Here is a 19,173-nt window from a genome sequence, read left to right as displayed (position 1 = left end):
TTTATAGTACATGACTAATGGGTTGCAACTAATTGTTTTCAGCACTTAGTTGTTTGTTAGTCATTCTCATTATTACTTCTTGTGCCTTCTTCTCCCATACTTGATTATTGATTTTCTCTAATCGTATTAAAGCATCATTTTTTTTATTCATTACATATTCAATACAAGCAATATATATCTGATGCAATTCTTGTTGAATAGCCTTTTCTTCGTAGAAAAGCATTATTCTATATAGCTTTTCAAATGATTTTATTTTATTAAAGAAAGGAATAATATCCTTTCCAATTAAGAAATTTATTCTTTCTTGTAATTCCTTTACTTCTACACCTTCATAAAATTCAATGTCGCCATTTTCTTGAAAGAAATCAGAAATTCTACCTCTCAAACAACAATCTGTATTTTTTACACTTTTACCCTCTGGCACTTTACCCCAACACAAACCAAAAACATCTGAAGAATAGATTCCTATCTCCAAGGTATAATATTGCCAATTTTTATCACAATATTTGCCGGGATCAATTCTGAACATATAAACAAAAGGATCACATTGGCATAACCAAGTTAAGCCATTCTTTTTAAAACCTTTTATTTTTATTCCTTTCGATAGTTCTTTGATATACATATTGTTTTATAATGACTAATGTTCGTCAGCGTTCCGTTTTAAGCGGTGTAGCTGTTTGTTAGTCGCTAATTTTATGTTCAAACAAAACATTTTTAATGCTTTTACAAAAGTTATGTAGATTATTCGGCGTTTCAAATGGAAATAGTTGATTTTCAAACTCATTTACCCCTAATTCAATCTCACCACTTTCCAACTTTACTAAAAGAGTATTCAAATCTTCTTTCTGAGTCAAAGAAAAATTAGCTTCATAAAATGGTATGATTTCATGTTGAAGAAATTTGCACAACGAATTATCATTATTCAAATCTAAATTTAGATAGTTCATTGACATTTCATCATCATCAGCTCCACCAATAAAGTTATTGAATAGGTAAAAAAACAAATCGTTATTCATATTATTCATTATTTAGCGACTAATGGGATGCAGCTTGCCGCCATTAGAGGCGGCACAGGTGCTTGTTATGTGCATTTACTTCCAAAAATTGTCCTGCAAGTGCTTTTCCAAATACCTGCTTACCACTCCCCAACCTTCATTGTCAGGGCAGCCATAATACCATAGTTTCTCTGCAATATCATCCAGCTTGTTGATAGTATCAAAGTATTGTTCACTCATTTTTTCTTGTTCCGATTCACTATACTTTTTTAGCTCTTCTAAGTCTGTTTTATGCCCTTTCATAAAGTTTACAACCTCACAAAACTCATCTTCTCCAAGAACCGATATATCCAGAGGGAAGATATTGCGTATATTTTGGGTTGCTTCACCTATCTTATCTAATCCGATTTCATACATTGCAGAAGATATGTAAGGCAACAAGTCTGCATGATATTCTACAATAGACATCCAGCCATCGCATTTGCAATTTCCTATCACATTAGTTACAACATGAAAGGTAAAAGTTACAGCGGATACTTGTTGCCTAATTTCATCAATGTTGCCTATCTCCCAAATCTTATCTGACAGGGTTACAATCGCATCTTCTGTATTGACATCCATACCTTGCAGGACATCACTAATTCTTTCTATTTTCATAATTTACATTGTTTTTTCAGTTGCACATAATGGGTTGCAGCGTGCCGCTTTTAGGCGGTATGCTGTTTGTTAGCCGCTTTATAAAACTTCTAAATCGTTTATTTTTATTTTATTCTCCTCTTTAAAACATGACAAACATAAAGTTAAATCACTTCTGCCTTCTTCTTTACTCCAAAGAGGGAGAAATATATCTATTTGCTTATCTGTTACTTGATATACTTGTGCCAAGTCAAAAGCATTGGTCGGTAGTGGAATGATTTCATTCCCGTATTCTTCTATTCTGCGTTGTATATCTTGAATAGGTACACTATCAGACAGAGTAAGTTCTTGTGTAGCTTGATAGTCTTTATTGGCTAAATAAGCCACATAATTTTGTATTTGTTCTATGTAATCATCTATGTTTACCATCATTATTTTGATTTTTTGTTAGTGGCTAACGTTATGCTAACAGCGGTCATTTAATGTTTCGCTGTTATTTTCTCTAAGTATTTTATTAAATCTCTTCTTCTAAAATATCGTCCAACGGACTTTTAATTTTGCTTTTGTAAGTGTCTGCAATATGGACGTACATCTCGTGTGTAGCGAACGAATGGCGGAACAAGTGGGGATATACTCTTTTTGTTATTCCTGCTTCATGGGCTATCTCTTTCAGTTTTTTGGAAACGATACTTTCAGAGAATTGTACTGCGGCCTCACGTTCAAAAAGCCACTTTTCCGGCTGATACGTTATCCTATATTCTTCCAGTTTATTGATAAACGGTTTGGATAGCAGCGTATATCGGTCTTTCTTCCCTTTTCCCTGTCGCACATGTATCAGTGAACGGGAAATGTTTATATCATCCGGTTTTAAATTCAGCAATTCGCTGATACGAAGCCCTGCCGAGTACAGTAGCGAATACATGCAATAAAACCGCAAATCTTCTTTAGCTACTGTTAGAAAGTCTTTCACTTCTTCCTTGCTCAATACATCCGGCAGTGCCTTCTCACGCTTTGCACGGTTTACCCTGTAGCAGTGACGTTCGTTGCCCAGCACCTTTTCATAATAGAACTTGATTGCGTTGATACGTTGGTTCTGTTGGCAGGAAGAGATATTTTTCTTGTCTATCAGATGAAGCAGGTAAGCATTTATTTCGTCCGGCGAAATCCTTTTCAGGTTGCTTCCGGCAAAATACAGTTGAAAATCTCCGATATAGGTAGTATATATCCGTATTGTATGATCGCTGTAACGCATCTGTTTCAGCTTTTCCAAAAAGCCCGCAGGCAGTTCCGGGCGGATGGTCTTTTCTTTCTCCGGTTTATTTGTAGTGTCTGTTACTTTGGAATAGTCAATAAATGCAAGATTCACATAACGGTCGAAGAACTCTGCCAAAACAAAGTCTTCTGCCGGCAGGTATGCCTTGTTGCTTGCAAACAGCACACCCTTCTCCTTTGACAACAATAGCCTTGCAGCATCGTTATTTCCGAAAGCTACCTCAATATATCTTCTCCTTCTCCGTATGGAGCGGGAGAGAATCATACGTTCTTTTTTCCGGTATGTTTTTATATTCTTTATTTTGTCAGGCATAATGTCTGTGTTATATGGCTTCTTATCTACTAAATGACGATATTGGGCAAATTTATGCTATTTCCTTCTATTCTCTATTCTGATTTTTATCACATACATTCTGATAATTCATCAATATAGGTATTATGCCTTTAAAAATACGGTTTTGTCCAATCACCCACAAAGGAATCTGTTAGTTTTTTCCTATATCCTATAAAATAGAACAATACGGCTCCTCGTTTCGGAAGAATTCCCAATTAACAATGTTAATGCTATTCTTAAAGTATTCCATTCTTGAATAGAAAGAATAAATCTTTTGCACTTAAAAGACTTCTTCTTTATCATCAAAAGCCTTGCTTTAACACTGTGTTAAAACAAGGCTTTGGCCGACAAGCAGCAAAGCGTCATAATCATCTAATTTGCAAACACATATATAAAACATTCAATTCATATCCCCTGAATTCCGTTCATACATTCTGAAAGGAGATAATTACTTTTCTGACAAGTAAAGTTTCATTCTAAATCAATACTAACGTAAGCTATTTATTAGGGCACAGCGATAAATTACAAATAAAAAAAGCCGCAAAATCTTTTTATAGACTCTGCGGCTTGGGTTGTGTGTGCTTTTTTAGATCTTCATGTGTATTAGTTGGCTAATCCCGGATTGGCAGCAATAGCATCTTTCGGAATAGGAATCGTATAGCGTGGATCATCCTGTTCCAGTATATAGGTTTCGCCTTGGAGGACTTTCACAATCCGTGGACGCGTAGTACGACGAAGGTCAAACCAGCGATGTCCCTCAAAAGCAAGTTCACGGGCACGTTCATTCAATATTTCACCAATCAAAGCATCTTTATCCATTGTATTCACAGCATTCTTTTTCTCAACATAAGCTACGGGAGTGTAACGTTTCTGCATCAGTTCCAAAAGATGCGTACGTGCCTGCGGCAATTTGTCCAGACGCGCAGCAGCCTCGGCTGCATTGAGATAAAGTTCACCTACACGGAAAGTACAGGAGTAATCTCTTTTCCCTCCTTTAGAACTCTTTCGATTTCCATTTTCATCGGGAGCAGCAAAATAGGCAGCCAATCTCCTGTCACCTTCCTGATAAATAGTAAGAAAAGAAGCAGGAGCCCATGCGGCGTTATTGACTACTGAACTCATAACTTGCTCCAATGCTGTTATGGTTTCAACTGATTCAAAATGATTAGGCAGAACAAAGGAGGCTTCGTTCATATCAACAAGAACAGATTTTTTTGCTAATACTGCTTCGGCAGATTCCAGACATTTCTGCCACTCACCCATATATAGGCTGACACGGGACTGCAATGCATCTACTGCCAAAACGCTGAACCGATAAGAGAAAACTGTTTCCCATTCTTCTTTGTTTATCAGTTCACGAGCCCGTTCGATATCTGACAAAATAGAAATATAAACTTCTTCTACAGTATTGCGTCCTAATGTCTTTTCAATATCCGTATCCAACTTCAAAGGTACTGACTTTGAACTTAAGGCTCCGGGCTTAGTATATGGCTGACCATGTAAGTTTACCAAAACAAAATGCATATAAGCACGAAGTAGATAGGCCTCCCCTACCAACTGGTTCACTACTTCAGGAGTGCCCTCTGTAATTTCTTTTTCATTCTCGATCAACTGGTTAGCTATAAAAAGTACATTATAGAAATTGGACCAGGTAAACTGACTCGTTCCCGGAAACGGAGAAACATCATTCCAACGTTCGATGTCTCCGAATGAATTCCGGTCGTATTCATTATCATTCACCATCATCTCGTCCGAACGGAAACAAGCTTGTCCGCGGTCCTTCGGTACATTCAGATAAGCACGCGCCAATAAAGCGCGATACTCTTCAGCAGTTTGGGGGATCACGCTTCCCACCGGTTTTATGTCCAGATAACTATCACAGGCAGATAGCATCAACAGACAACTCAACAAAGTCAAAACATATATTTTTTTCATCTTCTTTTTTCTGCTTAATGATTAAAAATTTAAATTCAAGCTAAACGTAACTGATTTAGGAATGGGCGGTGCATACGGATTGTACATTGATTCCGGATCGAGGAAATTCTTGTAGCTTGAACCAAATACAAGTAGATTACGTCCTTCAATAGCTACCGAAGCTGACCCCATTCCCAAAGCTTTGGTCATTTTCTCCGGTAAACGATAACCTAAACGCAGATTCTGCAAACGGAAATAATTCAGCTTCTTCACCCAAATATCCAGATTCCGATATATATCACTCTTTTGATCATACCAATAATACTCATCAGCACGTTTTTCACTGGTAATCAATGCCGGTAAATGTCCGTCGGTGTTTTCCGGAGTCCAACGATCCAAAATGTCACGATTCACATTCTGTCCCCGATCAAAATTGATAGAGTTATAGGAAGGGGTCGTACGTACATATCCTCCTAAATTAAAGGATAAATTCGCTGTCAATTCCCAGTTCTTATAGCTGAACGTATTGATCAGACCGCCGGTATAAGGAGTATCTCCCGAACCCATATATGAATAAAATCCACGTTCTTCTGCCGGAGTTACATCTGAACTAACCGTAAAACCTAATCCATAAGGATCCTGTAAGCGATACAGTTCTTTCAAAGTAACCTTCTTCCCTTCTTTATCATAGAACAGAGGATAACCATCCGCATCCAATCCGGCAGTCTTTATCGCAAAAATAGCACTGACCGGATATCCTTCACGCCCCGGAGTAGTCTGAGCCTCCGGAATAGCTTCCTGCAATACCTTGTTGTTATTGTAGGCAAAGTTGAAGTTCGTATACCATGAGAAATTTTTGGTAGCAACGTTTCGTGTGGAAAGAGATACTTCCACACCTTTATTGGTCATACTCGCCCAATTGACACTGGTCGAAACAAAGCCGGTTTCAAGTGGCAACATTTGTCTTCCGATCAGATCTGTACCTTTACGATAGTAATAATCCACACTCAGGTTAATTGCCTGATTGAGTACCGAGAAATCAAACCCAACATTCACGGATTGAGTTTTCTCCCAACGAAGCTTCTTGTTCGGAGCCGAGTTTATATCGATCATATGTTCGGATCCACCCGGTAAAATATTGTCTACCACATATTTGCCCAACAAGAAAGGAGAAGTGTTTTTATCTATATTTCCCTGAATACCATATGAAGCACGGAATGCAAGATTATCCATCCACTTTCTGGCTCCCTGCATAAAAGGTTCATTCGATAACCGCCATAATCCACTTATTGAATACAGAGGGAGATAACGGTACTTCTTATCGACACCAAATAAATCCGAACCGTCAAAACGGATGCTTCCTCCGAATGTATAACGGTTCATCAACGAATAGGAAGCTGTGGAGAAGAAAGAAACATAAGCATTCTCTTTATACGTTTTCTTATGGAGTGGAAATTGTTTGGCACGATCTTCGTCCGGAAAGATAACCGGCTTCGTAGTCAACGTCTGTCTGTCGAAGCCATATCCCGCGGAAAAGAGTGTCTCATACCAGGTTTTACGCAATTCAGTACCCACCATTATTTCCAGTTCATGAATATCATTGAAGCTATCCCGATATTCTCCCATTGCCTTCCAGGTAATCTGAGAATTCGTGTTTTCATATGCTTTGTGCACGCCTCCGTCCGGTATGAAGTATTTGTTGCTTTGAGAAGCAGAATCCCAATATTTACTGTTCTTACGGGTTAAACGCATTGAGAAACTTTCCTGGTCGGCAATCTGTTCTTTTGAGGCCTTATCTAATTGCAACCCAAGCTGGGTAGTAAACTTCAGCTTATCATTGAATCTCAGTTCAGCATCGAAAATAGATGAAATCGCATTGATCGTCTCTTCGTTCGATGTATTTTTACGTTCCTCAAAAATATTAAAACCTAAATCTGTATCAGAAGTATTTTGTACATCGAAATCGTACACGTAATTTCCATTTGCGTCGAAAGGCTGATAATATGGATTAGCCTTGCGTGAATAGTAAACCGGATTCACTAATCCGTACGTATCTGTCAGGTAAGTTTTGTTATTACGACGGTTGGCAAACAAAGAAGCACCGAACTTTAACATGCGGTTGACTTTATACGAAGTCTTCGCTACAATATTCAAACGATCCAACCCAACACCTTTTACGTTACCGTTTTCTTTATAATATCCGATAGAGGTATAATAGGTTACACGTTCGTTACCTCCCGAAAGGCTCAAACTATACTCCTGATTAAAAGCATCACGAAAGAGAATATCATTCCAATCGGTTTCAGTATCCCGTAACCGGTTGATATCGGCTTGCGCTTCAGAAGTCAATGCTCCCCAGCCCCCGTTTTTGTATGCATCGGTCAGACCGTAGCCGGAAATGATTTTAGAGACTCCACCCTTATTATTCCCATAGGCAAAATTAGAACGGAGCAGTTCAAGTTCCAGATCTACTTTCTCCTGAGAGTTCAACAGATTCAAACGCTTGGAACTCAGTGTAGGCATATAAGTAAACTTTGAAGAAAAGTTAATCACCGGCTTCCCTACTTTTCCTTTTTTAGTAGTTATCACAATCACACCATTTGCAGCGCGAGCCCCGTAAATGGCAGTAGCAGCCGCATCCTTCAGTACGGTAATATTTTCAATATCCGCAGGATTCAATCCGGCAATAGACGACTGTTGTATATTAGAAATATCATTCAAGATCTCTGGCTGAGGTACATCCGTACCTTCCAATGGAATACCATCCAGAACCCACAACGGATCCTGAGTTCCATTTAATGACGAAGTTCCACGAATACGTATTTTTGCCGGTGCACCGGGTGCACCGGAAGTAGAGGTTACGGAAAGTCCGGCAATTTGTCCGGCCAATGCCTGATCGATACTTTTTACAGCACCAATAGTTTCATCCGAAATGTTCAGCTTCCCAACGGCAGCTGTCAGTTTACGACGTTCTACAGTTTGATAACCGGTCACTACTACTGCATCAAGCATTTGTGCCGATGGAGAAAGAGTTATTTCATATTGATTCTTCCCGGGAACAAGCTTAATTTCCTGCACATCATATCCTACATAACTACAGAATAGACGAGTTACTCCCTCGGGTACTGAAATATTGAATTTACCATTTATGTCGGTAATCACTCCTGTCATTGTCGGAGAGTTGCCGTCTTTTGACAGATCCTCTGCCTTTATATAGACAGAAGCACCTATCAACGGCATATTATCTTCCGATGAGATCACCACTCCTTGAACTTGCCTGTCGGCGGCAAATGCAGAAGTCAATGCTCCGACAAAAGACAATAAAAGAATAAAAACGTGTCTTTTCATTTGTTACATCCTATAAAATTAATACTCATTTTGAAAACTGTCTTTTATTTATATAAATACACAAAGCCCCTCGCTCAGCAAATAAAATCGTTGAGTGTTTGTCAGAGGGAACTTTGTGTTTTTGGTGTATTTACTTAGAAATGCCTAACGCAGTGTTGATACGCAAAATCAAATCTTTATAATGATATTTGGTGGCTACATCCGATGTACCCAAACGGCTCTGGAGCAAATCTTTAATGCGGAGCAGCTCTCCCCGTTTCACTGAAATGGCATCGGAAATACGATTTATCTGAGAACCATAAAAATTCAGTTCACGGCGTGCCCCCATACGGTCGGCGTATGCCGAACGATGTGCATGATCGTCACAACTGCAAAGCGGTGCCTGATGATCGAACAAGAAATGGTTATCGGTCAACTTTTTGTTCACCTTCACTCCTTCGCTTTCGGCAGCAGCAGTAATCAATGCATCTACAAAGCCTTTTTGCAAATTGCGGGTCATCACATCGGGTAAGCCGCCACGCTCGGTTACGGCAAAAATCCCCTTATGCAGACCATCCATCATTTCCACGGCTGTGAAAGCCTTTCTGCCGTTTACAGACTCATTCTCAAGCATACGCATCAGGCGATTATTTGATAGCAAGTCCCAAAAGATATAGGACTGTGCATTTTTCAACACTTGAGTCGGTGCATTCTCCACTACTCCTAAAGGTGTATTTCTGAGCAGATAAGTATATTGTGCAACCTCCGGATCGAACAACCACTTAGGATAACACAATACTTCATCGAGCAAAAACTTCAAAGCAGCCTGCTGCTTCTCTTTTTCCACAAACGTATAAGTCTTCTCGCCATCACCTACGGTTGTATTCTCAATATAGATACCCCCGATATTTGCCATCACATGATAGAGATAATTATTCCATTGATTGATAACTGCGTAATACAAACGTGACGCCTCTTCGTATGTCTGCCCTTTCTCCCCGGTAGTGGTCCACTGGATTATTTGAGGAACAATACGCTTCAAATTGGCAATACCATACTGCGAAGAACGGATGGGGTCATCACCAAGATCCTCGTTCTGCGCACGAGGGTCAACGGCATCCCGGGGATCCTGTGCCTCGCTATACTTGTAAAGCCGATCGGTATGTTTTGCCAGAAAATCCTGCAACAATCCTTTTTCTTCTTCCGGAGTCTGTTTGCCATACCAACGGTAACCATATTCTATGGCAAAAATATCATAAGGTCCGATATGAGGTGACAAAGCTTTCACACCGTCACCGGGCTGTGCCACATAATTAAAGCGGGCATAGTCCATTATGGATGATGAAGTAGAATTCATCCGGTCGGTAAATGCTTTCGAACGAAGAGAGTCGGTAGGAAAAGCCCAAGAACCCATCATATTATGACGTAACCCGAGTGAATGCCCTACTTCATGGCAAGCGACAAAACGCATAGCATCCCCCATCAGACTATCCGGCAGTGTTACGCCGCGAGCTTCGGGACGAACCACACCGGTTTGTACCGTAATCCACTCCTGAAGCATTGAAAGCACATTATGCCACCACATTATATCAGCCTCAAGTATTTCCCCCGAACGCGGATCAAGAATAGAGGGTCCCATCGCATTTGCCTTGGTAGATGCGGCATATGTCAATACAGAGTAGTTTACATCATCCATATCCACCTCCATATCATCGGTAATATCTTTGGCTATAATGGCATTCTTAAATCCGGCACGCTCAAAAGCTACCTGCCAGTCTTCAATTCCCTGTTTGATATACTTCCTCCACCGATAAGGCGTAGAGTTTTCTATATAAAATACAATGGGCTTATGGGGCTCTACCAGTTCACCGCGCAGATATGCTTCCCTGTCCTCAGGCTTTGGTTCAAGACGCCAGCGGGTAATGAATTGTTTTTTATTCACCCGTTGTTGACCATCACTGAAGTTAGTCAGAGGATTAGTAAAATACCCCACGCGAGGATTATCCAGACGTCCGGTCATCGGCACTTCGGGAAGCAACAGGATAGACGAACTTACCTCCACTGTCACGTAGATAGTAGTAGTCCCTTCTGTGACACGTGTAGTGAGTTCTGAAGTTGCCACTACATTATTATCGAAAGACTTAATGGATAAAATTCTCGATAAGTTCTTTATAGCCGATGTTCCCAGATTAATATTGGTAAATACGTTATTAATACTTGTCTCCGTACCATCATATATATCGTTTACCTTAATCAACATGCTGGTAGAGTCATTATTATATGCCTCTATCTTGAAACCGGCTATTAACGGAGATATATAGTTGTCCTTCACCGATTGGCTGATAGCATCTTCGGATGGAGAAAGAGGCAAAGGCCGACTTTGACGGATTAATAATTTATTAGCCGGCTTGTCCAGTTCCAAACGGATCATTTGGTTCTCATAGTTAGTTCCGCGGTTCACTCCGGCCTCATTCAGTTCCGAAGGTACTCGTTGCAGTTTATTTACTACCAGCATGTCACGTCCCAACAAAGTGGCGGGAATCTCAAAGTAGTAATCATTCTTCTTCCGGAACACATTGAACATACCGCGATGAGCGACACTATCGCTTCCCGTCAGTTTCTCATACTCATTCTCAACTTTGACGCTGTCTTGGGGATTACTCTTCTTTTTCTTTTTCGAGAACCATCCCATTTCAGAAATAGCGGGAGGTTCAACACGCATAGCAGCGACAGGCTCGCACAAAAATGAACCGGTGGCCACAGTGGTCAGTAGGATTGTTTTTAGTCTCATGTTAAATCTAATTAGCACTTAACCTTATTCTACGCTATGGAATAAGGGGGCGCAAAGGTAACAAAATAGCCCATAATACCTAATAAGAATGATACATTTTGACTTTTTTTCTCTATTTCATGAGTAAATATCACATTTTTATGCAAGTTTTCGATTAAAAAGAAAGTTCAGTTCTCCCCTCTTTCTGTGCTGAAGTGTCCGTTTTCTCGTACAATAATCGTATATTTGCCGCGAAACTAATTAAATAAATTAATCCCATGAAAAACTATTTAGGACTGATTTTCCTTCTTTTTGCCTTTACGGCAATTGCACAAAACAATCGTTCGGCCCTGTTGCCTATGCCCAATCACATAGAGCAACTGCAAAGTAAACCTTTTAGCCTGACAGGCAAAAATATCTCTATTCATCCAGAGCAACCGGAACTTAAGTTTGCGGCTACCACCCTGCAAGCCATCCTGAAAGATCGGATGCAAATAAATATCCCTCTTTCCGGCTCACGGCAATCAGCCATCCGGTTAACTATTGATCCGCAACTAAACGGGAAAGAACATTATAAACTCAAAATAGATCAGAAAGGAATTACCATTAGCGGAGCCAGTGCAGCAGCTGTCTTCTATGGGGTAATGACGGTTGATCAAATACTTTTAGGAGATGTATGTACCACCAATCGGAAAGAAATGGCTGCAGTCAGCATTGATGACGCTCCACGCTTTGAATATCGGGCTTTAATGCTCGATCCTGCCCGGCATTTTTTGCCGGTAGAAGATGTAAAATTCTACATTGACCAAATGGTACGATACAAATACAATGTGCTTCAACTCCACCTGACAGATGATCAGGGATGGAGAATGGAGATCAAAAAGCACCCGAAGCTTACAGCCGGACAACCTTTTTATACTCAGGAAGAACTAACCGATCTGATTCATTATGCAGCTGAACGCCATATTGAAATAATCCCGGAACTGGACATTCCCGGGCATACGGTCGCTGTATTAGCCGCTTATCCGGAATTGGGATGTACACATACCGATACCATTGAAAAGAATGTGGGTAAAACAGTAGATTTAATGCTTTGCGCCAATAATGAAAAGGTATACACGGTATACAAAGACATTATTGACGAAGTAAGTGCTCTCTTCCCTTCACGCTATATCCATTTGGGAGGCGACGAGGCAGTAATAGAAAAAAACTGGACCAAATGCGAACGCTGCCAAAAGATGATGAAAGAACTGAAATATGAAAAAGCATCTCAGTTAATGATTCCTTTCTTCGACCGAATGCTCAGTTTTGTACGGGCAGATGGAAAACAGCCGATCCTTTGGTGCGAACTGGATAATATTCGTATGCCTGCCAATGACTATCTGTTTCCTTACCCCAAAGATGTGACACTCGTAAGCTGGAGATACGGATTGACACCTACTTGCCAGGAGCTGACCCGACAGCACGGCAACCCTCTGATCATGGCACCGGGAGAATTTGCATATCTCGATTATCCCCAGTTTAAAGGTGATCTTCCGGAATTCAACAATTGGGGAATGCCTGTCACAACGCTCGAAACTTGTTATCAATTTGACCCGGGATACGGAAGACCTGCATCCGAACAAGCACATATTCTGGGCGTAATGGGAACGCTTTGGGGAGAAGCAATAAAAGATATCAACCGGGTAACGTACATGACCTATCCTCGCGGACTGGCATTGGCAGAAGCCGGATGGACCCAAATGGAACATCGCAGCTGGGACTCTTTCAAAGAACGGTTATATCCGAACCTGACCAATTTAATGAAAAACGGTGTTTCAGTGCGCGTGCCGTTTGAAATAGTAAAAAGAAAATAATTATTATCCAACATAAACTGTGAATGAGCGAACTTATTGTCTATAAAGCCTCTGCCGGTTCCGGGAAAACATTCACCCTGGCCGCTGAGTATATCAAGTTGCTAATACAAAACCCGCGTGCCTACCGCCAGATATTGGCAGTGACTTTCACCAATAAAGCTACTGCCGAAATGAAGGAACGTATTCTCAGTCAGCTATATGGAATACATATAGCTGACCCGGACTCGGATGCGTACCTAAAACGCATCATCGCTGAGACAGGCCGTTCGGAAGATGAAATACGAAAAACAGCTGGCATAGCTTTGAGCTACATGCTCCATGATTACAGCCGGTTTCGTGTCGAAACCATCGATTCCTTTTTCCAATCCGTCATGCGTAATCTGGCCCGCGAACTTGAGCTGAGTCCCAACCTGAATATCGAGCTGAATAATATTGAAGTATTAAGTGATGCCGTAGACAGTATGATTGAAAAATTGGGCCCTAATTCACCGGTATTGGCATGGCTACTTGACTACATAAACGAACGCATTGCTGATGACAAACGCTGGAATGTTTCGGATGAGATTAAAAATTTCGGACGCAATATTTTTGATGAAGGGTATATTGAAAAAGGTGACGGTCTCCGTCAACGTCTTCGCGACCCGAATGTAATCCGCGAGTATCGCAAGACATTAAAAGAGATGGAAACAGCCGCTCTTGAACAAATGAAAGATTTCGCTCAGCAGTTTGAAAATGTACTTTCCAGCCAATCGCTAAAGCCAACTGATTTAAAAAACGGTGCTAAAGGGATAGGAAGCTACTTTAATAAGCTCAGGAATGGCATATTGGGGGACGAAATAGCGAATGCAACCGTAGTAAAATGTCTGGAGGACGAAACAAACTGGGCTGCCAAAACTTCCAGATACTATACTGACATTATCGTATTAGCCTCCTCCATCTTAATGCCGCTTCTGCAAGATGCTGAGCAACATCGCTCACGCAATAACCGGATTGTAAACAGTTGCCGGCTCTCAATGCAACATTTAAACAAAGTACAACTATTGGCTAATATTGATGAAGAGGTACGTCAACTAAATCGTGAAAACAATCGCTTTCTCCTTTCAGACACCAATGCTCTGCTCCATCAACTGGTAAAAGACGGAGACTCTTCTTTTGTGTTTGAGAAAATCGGAACAAACATCCGTAATGTGATGATTGACGAATTTCAGGATACCAGCCGGATGCAATGGGATAACTTTAAACTGTTGCTTCTTGAAGGCCTCTCACAAGGAGCGGACAGCTTGATCGTTGGTGACGTCAAGCAATCTATATATCGCTGGCGAAACGGTGATTGGGGCATCCTGAACGGATTGAACAAACGCCTTGGATACTTTTCCATCCGTACAGAAACACTGAAGACCAACCGACGAAGTGAAACCAATATCATACGGTTCAACAACAGTATCTTTACGGCTGCTGTAGATTATCTGAACGAAATACACAATAAGCAATTGGGAAGCATTTGTGAGCCTTTAATTAATGCATATGCTGATGTAGAGCAAGAATCCCCCCGGAACGAACAAAAAGGATACGTTAAAATCGAGTTTCTCGAATCAGATGAAAAACACGATTATACCGAACAAACCCTTATCAGCCTCGGAACGGAAGTAGAACATCTGATACAATCGGGTATAAAGCTGAACGATATCGCCATTTTGGTAAGAAAGAATAAAAGTATCCCCCGCATTGCCGATTACTTTGACAAACAACTGCATTATAAGGTTGTGTCTGACGAAGCCTTCCGGCTTGACGCTTCACTTGCCATCTGCATGATGCTGGATGCCCTGCGCTATCTTTCCGATCCGGAAAATCGGATTGTAAAAGCTCAACTTGCAACTAACTATCAGTTACAAGTACTTCATACCGAAAACAATCTTAATTCACTGCTCTTCCATAAGGCTGAAGAACTATTGCCTTCTGTTTTTCTGGAAAGGATGACAGAACTCCGTCTGATGCCTCTCTACGAACTACTGGAAGAACTTTTCAACCTCTTTGAGTTGCACCGCATCGAGAAGCAGGATGCTTATTTATTTGCTTTCTTTGATGCAGTGACCGATTATCTTCAAAGCCATTCTTCAGATACGGACAGCTTTATCCGATACTGGGACGAAACTTTATCTGGTAAAACAATACCAAGCGGTGAAGTAGAAGGCATACGTATCTTCTCCATCCATAAGTCCAAAGGGTTGGAATTTCATACAGTACTTCTCCCCTTCTGCGACTGGAAAATGGAAAATGAAACAAATAATCAACTCGTTTGGTGCGTACCCCAAGAGTCTCCTTTCAACGAGTTAGATATTGTACCGGTAAACTATTCTTCTGCGATGGCAGAATCGGTATACCGGAATGACTACTTGCACGAGCGCTTGCAACTTTGGGTAGACAACCTGAACCTGCTCTATGTAGCATTTACCCGTGCGGGCAAGAACCTGATTATCTGGAGTCGGAAAGGACAAAGAAACACAATGTCTGAGTTATTGGCCGGAGCATTACCGCAAGCAGCCTGTAAGTTGGAGCAAGAATGGGACGAGGAGCAAGTATATGAGTTTGGTGACCTCTGCCCGTCCGAAGATGAAAAAATGGTCGATTCAGGCAACAAGCTTACACGCAAACCCGAGAAACTTCCGGTTAGCATGGAATCCATGCATCCGGATATTGAGTTCCGGCAATCAAACCGTTCAGCCGATTTCATAAAAGGACTTTCCGAAGAAGAATCGGATGATCGCTTCATAAATCATGGACAATTATTGCATACACTGTTTTCTGCCATTGAAACGAAAGAAGATATAGAATCTGCCATCCAAAAACTGGTATTCGAAGGTGTTATCGGCAGCAAAGAGACAGAAGAGGAAATACGTACTTTGACCATGAAAGCCTTTTCTATGCCTGAAGTACAGAAATGGTATTCCGGCGAGTGGAAATTGTTTAACGAATGCGCCATCATCTACAAAGATAAAGGAGTATTGCAAACCAGGCGCCCTGACCGAGTGATGATGAAAGACGGGCAAGTCGTCGTAGTGGATTTTAAGTTTGGTAAAGAAAATAAGAAGTACAACAAACAGGTGAAAGGATACATGCAACTCCTCTCCCGAATGGGATATAAAAACATCACAGGCTATCTGTGGTATGTGGAAGAAGAAATAATTGAAAAAGTATGAAAACATTTCTCCAGTTGGTCGCACAGGACCTCTATAGCAAGATAGGGAACGATCTGTCACGTACAGCTATCGTTTTCCCAAATAAACGTGCCAGCCTGTTCTTTAACGAGCATTTAGCCAACCAATCCGATCAACCACTTTGGTCACCTGCTTATGTGAGCATCAGCGAACTGTTCCAACAGCTTTCAGTCTTGAAGTTAGGAGATCCGATTCGTCTGGTATGTGAACTCTACAAGGTATTCCGTGAAGAAACGAAAAGCGAAGAATCACTTGACGATTTCTACTTCTGGGGTGAGCTACTGATAAGCGACTTCGATGACGTGGACAAAAATATAGTTGATGCCGACAAGCTATTTACCAATCTTCAGGACCTGAAAAACGTCATGGACGATTACAACTTTCTCGACGAAGAGCAAGAACAAGCGATCCAACAGTTTTTCCTGAATTTCTCTATTGAAAAGCGAACACTGTTAAAGGAGAAATTTATCTCACTTTGGGATAAATTGGGTAATATATATCGTCAGTACCGAAGGAATCTGGAAGAATCAGGACTTGCATATGAAGGTATGCTCTACCGGAACGTCATTGAACACCTTGAGCCTGAATCATTGAAGTACGATCGTTACGTATTTGTCGGCTTCAATGTACTGAACAAAGTAGAGACCCACTTCTTCCGGCAATTGCAGAGTACGGGAAAGGCCCTGTTCTATTGGGACTACGATGTATTTTATACTCAACTTCCTTCACAACACAAACAACGCCACGAAGCCGGAGAATTTATAAATCGTAATCTCAAACTGTTCCCCAACGAGCTTCCGGCCGAATTGTTTGATGAATTGAGAAAACCCAAGAAGGTCCGTTTTATCTCTTCACCCACCGAAAACGCTCAGGCCCGTTATCTGCCCGAATGGATCAGAGAGAACCTGAGTAGTGAAGAAAAAGAAAATGCTGTCGTTCTATGTAATGAAGCCTTACTCCTTCCTGTCTTGCATTCCATCCCGGAAGAAGTAAGGAACGTTAATATCACCATGGGATTTCCACTGGCACAAACGCCGGTATATAGCTTTATCAATGCCATACTCGAACTGCAAACCAGCGGATACCGTACAGAATCAGGAAGATACACTTATGAGGTCGTACAAACTATATTAAAACATCCGTATACCCGTCGTCTTTCGGACAATGCCGAACCATTGCAACGGGAACTCACTAAAACCAACCGCTTTTATCCTTTTCCTTCCGAATTAAAGAAAGACAGGTTTTTGGATTTATTATTCACTCCCCGTAATGGCATTCGGGAGCTCTGTATTTATATCACGGAATTACTGAAAGAGGTATCTATTCTATACCGTCATGAGCAGGAGAATGATGATATTTTCAACCAACTGTACCGTGAATCTCTTTTTAAGAGTTTCACTCTGGTAAACAGGTTACTCAACTTGATTGACAACGGTGAATTGCAAGTGCGTATAGATACTCTGAAACGCCTGCTGAACAAAATATTAAATGCCGCCAATATCCCCTTCCATGGTGAACCGGCCATAGGAATGCAGATAATGGGAGTTTTGGAAACACGCAATCTTGATTTTCGTAATCTGCTCCTCCTCTCGCTTAATGAAGGACAGTTACCTAAATCGGGAGGCGAATCATCGTTTATTCCATATAACCTACGTAAGGCTTTCGGCATGACTACCATTGAACACAAGAATGCAGTTTATGCCTATTATTTCTATCGCCTGATTCAGCGGGCAGAAAATATCACCCTGATGTATAACACTTCATCGGATGGACTAAACCGGGGAGAATGGTCACGCTTTATGCTACAGTTCCTGATCGAATGGCCACATGAAATCAGCCGTGAATATCTGGAAGCAGGCCAATCACCACAAAACAGCCGGGACATCCGTATCACAAAAACACCGGAAATCATTGATCGTTTATACCAGACCTACGATTTCTCACATAACGCCGATGCCTTGATGCTTTCTCCATCGGCACTGAATACATATCTCGACTGTCGACTGAAGTTTTATTTCCGTTACGTGGCACGTCTCAAAGCCCCCGATGAGGTCAGTGCAGAGATTGATTCCGCTCTGTTCGGAACTATCTTCCACCGTTCGGCTCAATTAGCCTATCTGGACCTGACAGCCCACAAGCAAGAAATACACAAAGAAGATATTGAACGTTTGTTGCGCGATAATGTCCGTCTGCAAAATTATGTCGATACAGCTTTCAAAGAAGAATTTTTTCACGTTCCTCTTGACGAAAAGCCCGAGTATAACGGAGTACAGTTAATAAACTCAAAGGTTATCACTTCCTATCTCCGCCAGTTGTTACGTAACGATCTGCAATATGCTCCTTTCCGAATGATAGGTATGGAACAGAAAGTAACGGAAGATATCCAGATAGAAGGCCCCAAAGGAATGTTATCATTAAAGATCGGAGGTACGATTGACCGTATGGACAGTAAAGAAGGTACACTTCGGATTGTGGACTACAAAACCGGAGGAAGCCCCAAAGTGCCGGCGAATGTGGAGCAACTATTCACACCTGCCGAAGGGCGTCCCAACTATATTTTCCAAACCTTTCTTTATGCCGCCATCATGGCACGCCAACAAACATTAAAGGTGGCTCCTTCTCTATTATATATCCATCGGGCAGCTTCCGAAAGCTACTCTCCTGTAATTGAAATGGGAGAAGCACGCAAACCCAAACTACCTGTCGATGATTTTTCTGTTTATGAAAAAGAGTTCCGCGAACGACTATTGGCACTACTTGAGGAAATATACAACGACCAAGAGGAGTTCACCCAAACTGAGGATCTAAAGAAATGCGAATATTGCGATTTTAAAGCTATGTGTAAACGATAAAA

The 19,173-nt window shown here is 41.2% G+C and carries 11 protein-coding genes; 3 read left to right on the top strand and 8 right to left on the bottom strand.

Annotated features, from left to right (window positions below; all coding sequences use genetic code 11):
• Window positions 1–28: 28 nt before the first annotated feature.
• The 8 genes from R3O62_RS14255 to R3O62_RS14220 all read right to left on the bottom strand — a co-directional run bounded on the left by R3O62_RS14255 (window position 29) and on the right by R3O62_RS14220 (window position 11,269).
• Window positions 29–622 carry a DUF4304 domain-containing protein gene (locus tag R3O62_RS14255; protein WP_269109715.1) on the bottom strand — a complete coding sequence of 198 codons (594 nt, stop codon included), beginning with the start codon at window positions 620–622 and terminating at the stop codon, window positions 29–31.
• A 58-nt stretch (window positions 623–680) separates the two neighbouring features.
• Window positions 681–1,016, bottom strand: coding sequence for a hypothetical protein (locus R3O62_RS14250; RefSeq protein ID WP_269109713.1), 336 nt, complete (start codon window positions 1,014–1,016; stop codon window positions 681–683).
• Between the two features lie 75 nt (window positions 1,017–1,091).
• Window positions 1,092–1,652 (bottom strand): hypothetical protein, encoded by a 561-nt coding sequence (locus R3O62_RS14245; RefSeq protein WP_317472572.1) that lies wholly within the window; start codon window positions 1,650–1,652, stop codon window positions 1,092–1,094.
• A gap of 78 nt (window positions 1,653–1,730) precedes the next feature.
• The gene (locus R3O62_RS14240; protein WP_269109711.1) at window positions 1,731–2,063 is read right to left on the bottom strand and encodes a DUF7668 domain-containing protein; all 333 of its coding nucleotides are present in this window, start codon (window positions 2,061–2,063) and stop codon (window positions 1,731–1,733) included.
• An 82-nt stretch (window positions 2,064–2,145) separates the two neighbouring features.
• The gene (locus R3O62_RS14235) at window positions 2,146–3,216 is read right to left on the bottom strand and encodes a tyrosine-type recombinase/integrase (RefSeq protein ID WP_269109710.1); all 1,071 of its coding nucleotides are present in this window, start codon (window positions 3,214–3,216) and stop codon (window positions 2,146–2,148) included.
• A 624-nt stretch (window positions 3,217–3,840) separates the two neighbouring features.
• Entirely contained in the window at window positions 3,841–5,172 is a 1,332-nt protein-coding gene (locus tag R3O62_RS14230; protein WP_269109709.1) for a RagB/SusD family nutrient uptake outer membrane protein, read from the bottom strand.
• Window positions 5,173–5,193: 21 nt separating this feature from the next.
• Window positions 5,194–8,499, bottom strand: coding sequence for a SusC/RagA family TonB-linked outer membrane protein (locus R3O62_RS14225; RefSeq protein ID WP_269109708.1), 3,306 nt, complete (start codon window positions 8,497–8,499; stop codon window positions 5,194–5,196).
• A gap of 130 nt (window positions 8,500–8,629) precedes the next feature.
• Entirely contained in the window at window positions 8,630–11,269 is a 2,640-nt protein-coding gene (locus R3O62_RS14220) for a zinc-dependent metalloprotease (RefSeq protein WP_005805606.1), read from the bottom strand.
• A gap of 257 nt (window positions 11,270–11,526) precedes the next feature.
• Here R3O62_RS14220 and R3O62_RS14215 point away from each other — a divergent pair, with 257 nt between their 5' ends.
• Genes R3O62_RS14215 through R3O62_RS14205 form a run of 3 tightly spaced genes read left to right on the top strand, consistent with a single transcriptional unit; the run spans window position 11,527 to window position 19,171 of the window.
• The gene (locus R3O62_RS14215; protein ID WP_005805604.1) at window positions 11,527–13,104 is read left to right on the top strand and encodes a beta-N-acetylhexosaminidase; all 1,578 of its coding nucleotides are present in this window, start codon (window positions 11,527–11,529) and stop codon (window positions 13,102–13,104) included.
• Window positions 13,105–13,127: 23 nt separating this feature from the next.
• Window positions 13,128–16,301, top strand: coding sequence for a UvrD-helicase domain-containing protein (locus tag R3O62_RS14210; RefSeq protein ID WP_269109707.1), 3,174 nt, complete (start codon window positions 13,128–13,130; stop codon window positions 16,299–16,301).
• Window positions 16,298–19,171 carry a PD-(D/E)XK nuclease family protein gene (locus tag R3O62_RS14205; protein ID WP_269109706.1) on the top strand — a complete coding sequence of 958 codons (2,874 nt, stop codon included), beginning with the start codon at window positions 16,298–16,300 and terminating at the stop codon, window positions 19,169–19,171. Before R3O62_RS14210 ends, R3O62_RS14205 begins: the two co-directional genes overlap by 4 nt.
• Window positions 19,172–19,173 lie beyond the last annotated feature (2 nt).

The organism is Bacteroides hominis, from assembly GCF_033042785.2.
Classification (GTDB): Bacteria; Bacteroidota; Bacteroidia; order Bacteroidales; family Bacteroidaceae; genus Bacteroides; species Bacteroides hominis.
Note: the sequence above shows the minus strand (reverse complement) of the source record. Positions and strands in the feature narration are given on the sequence as shown.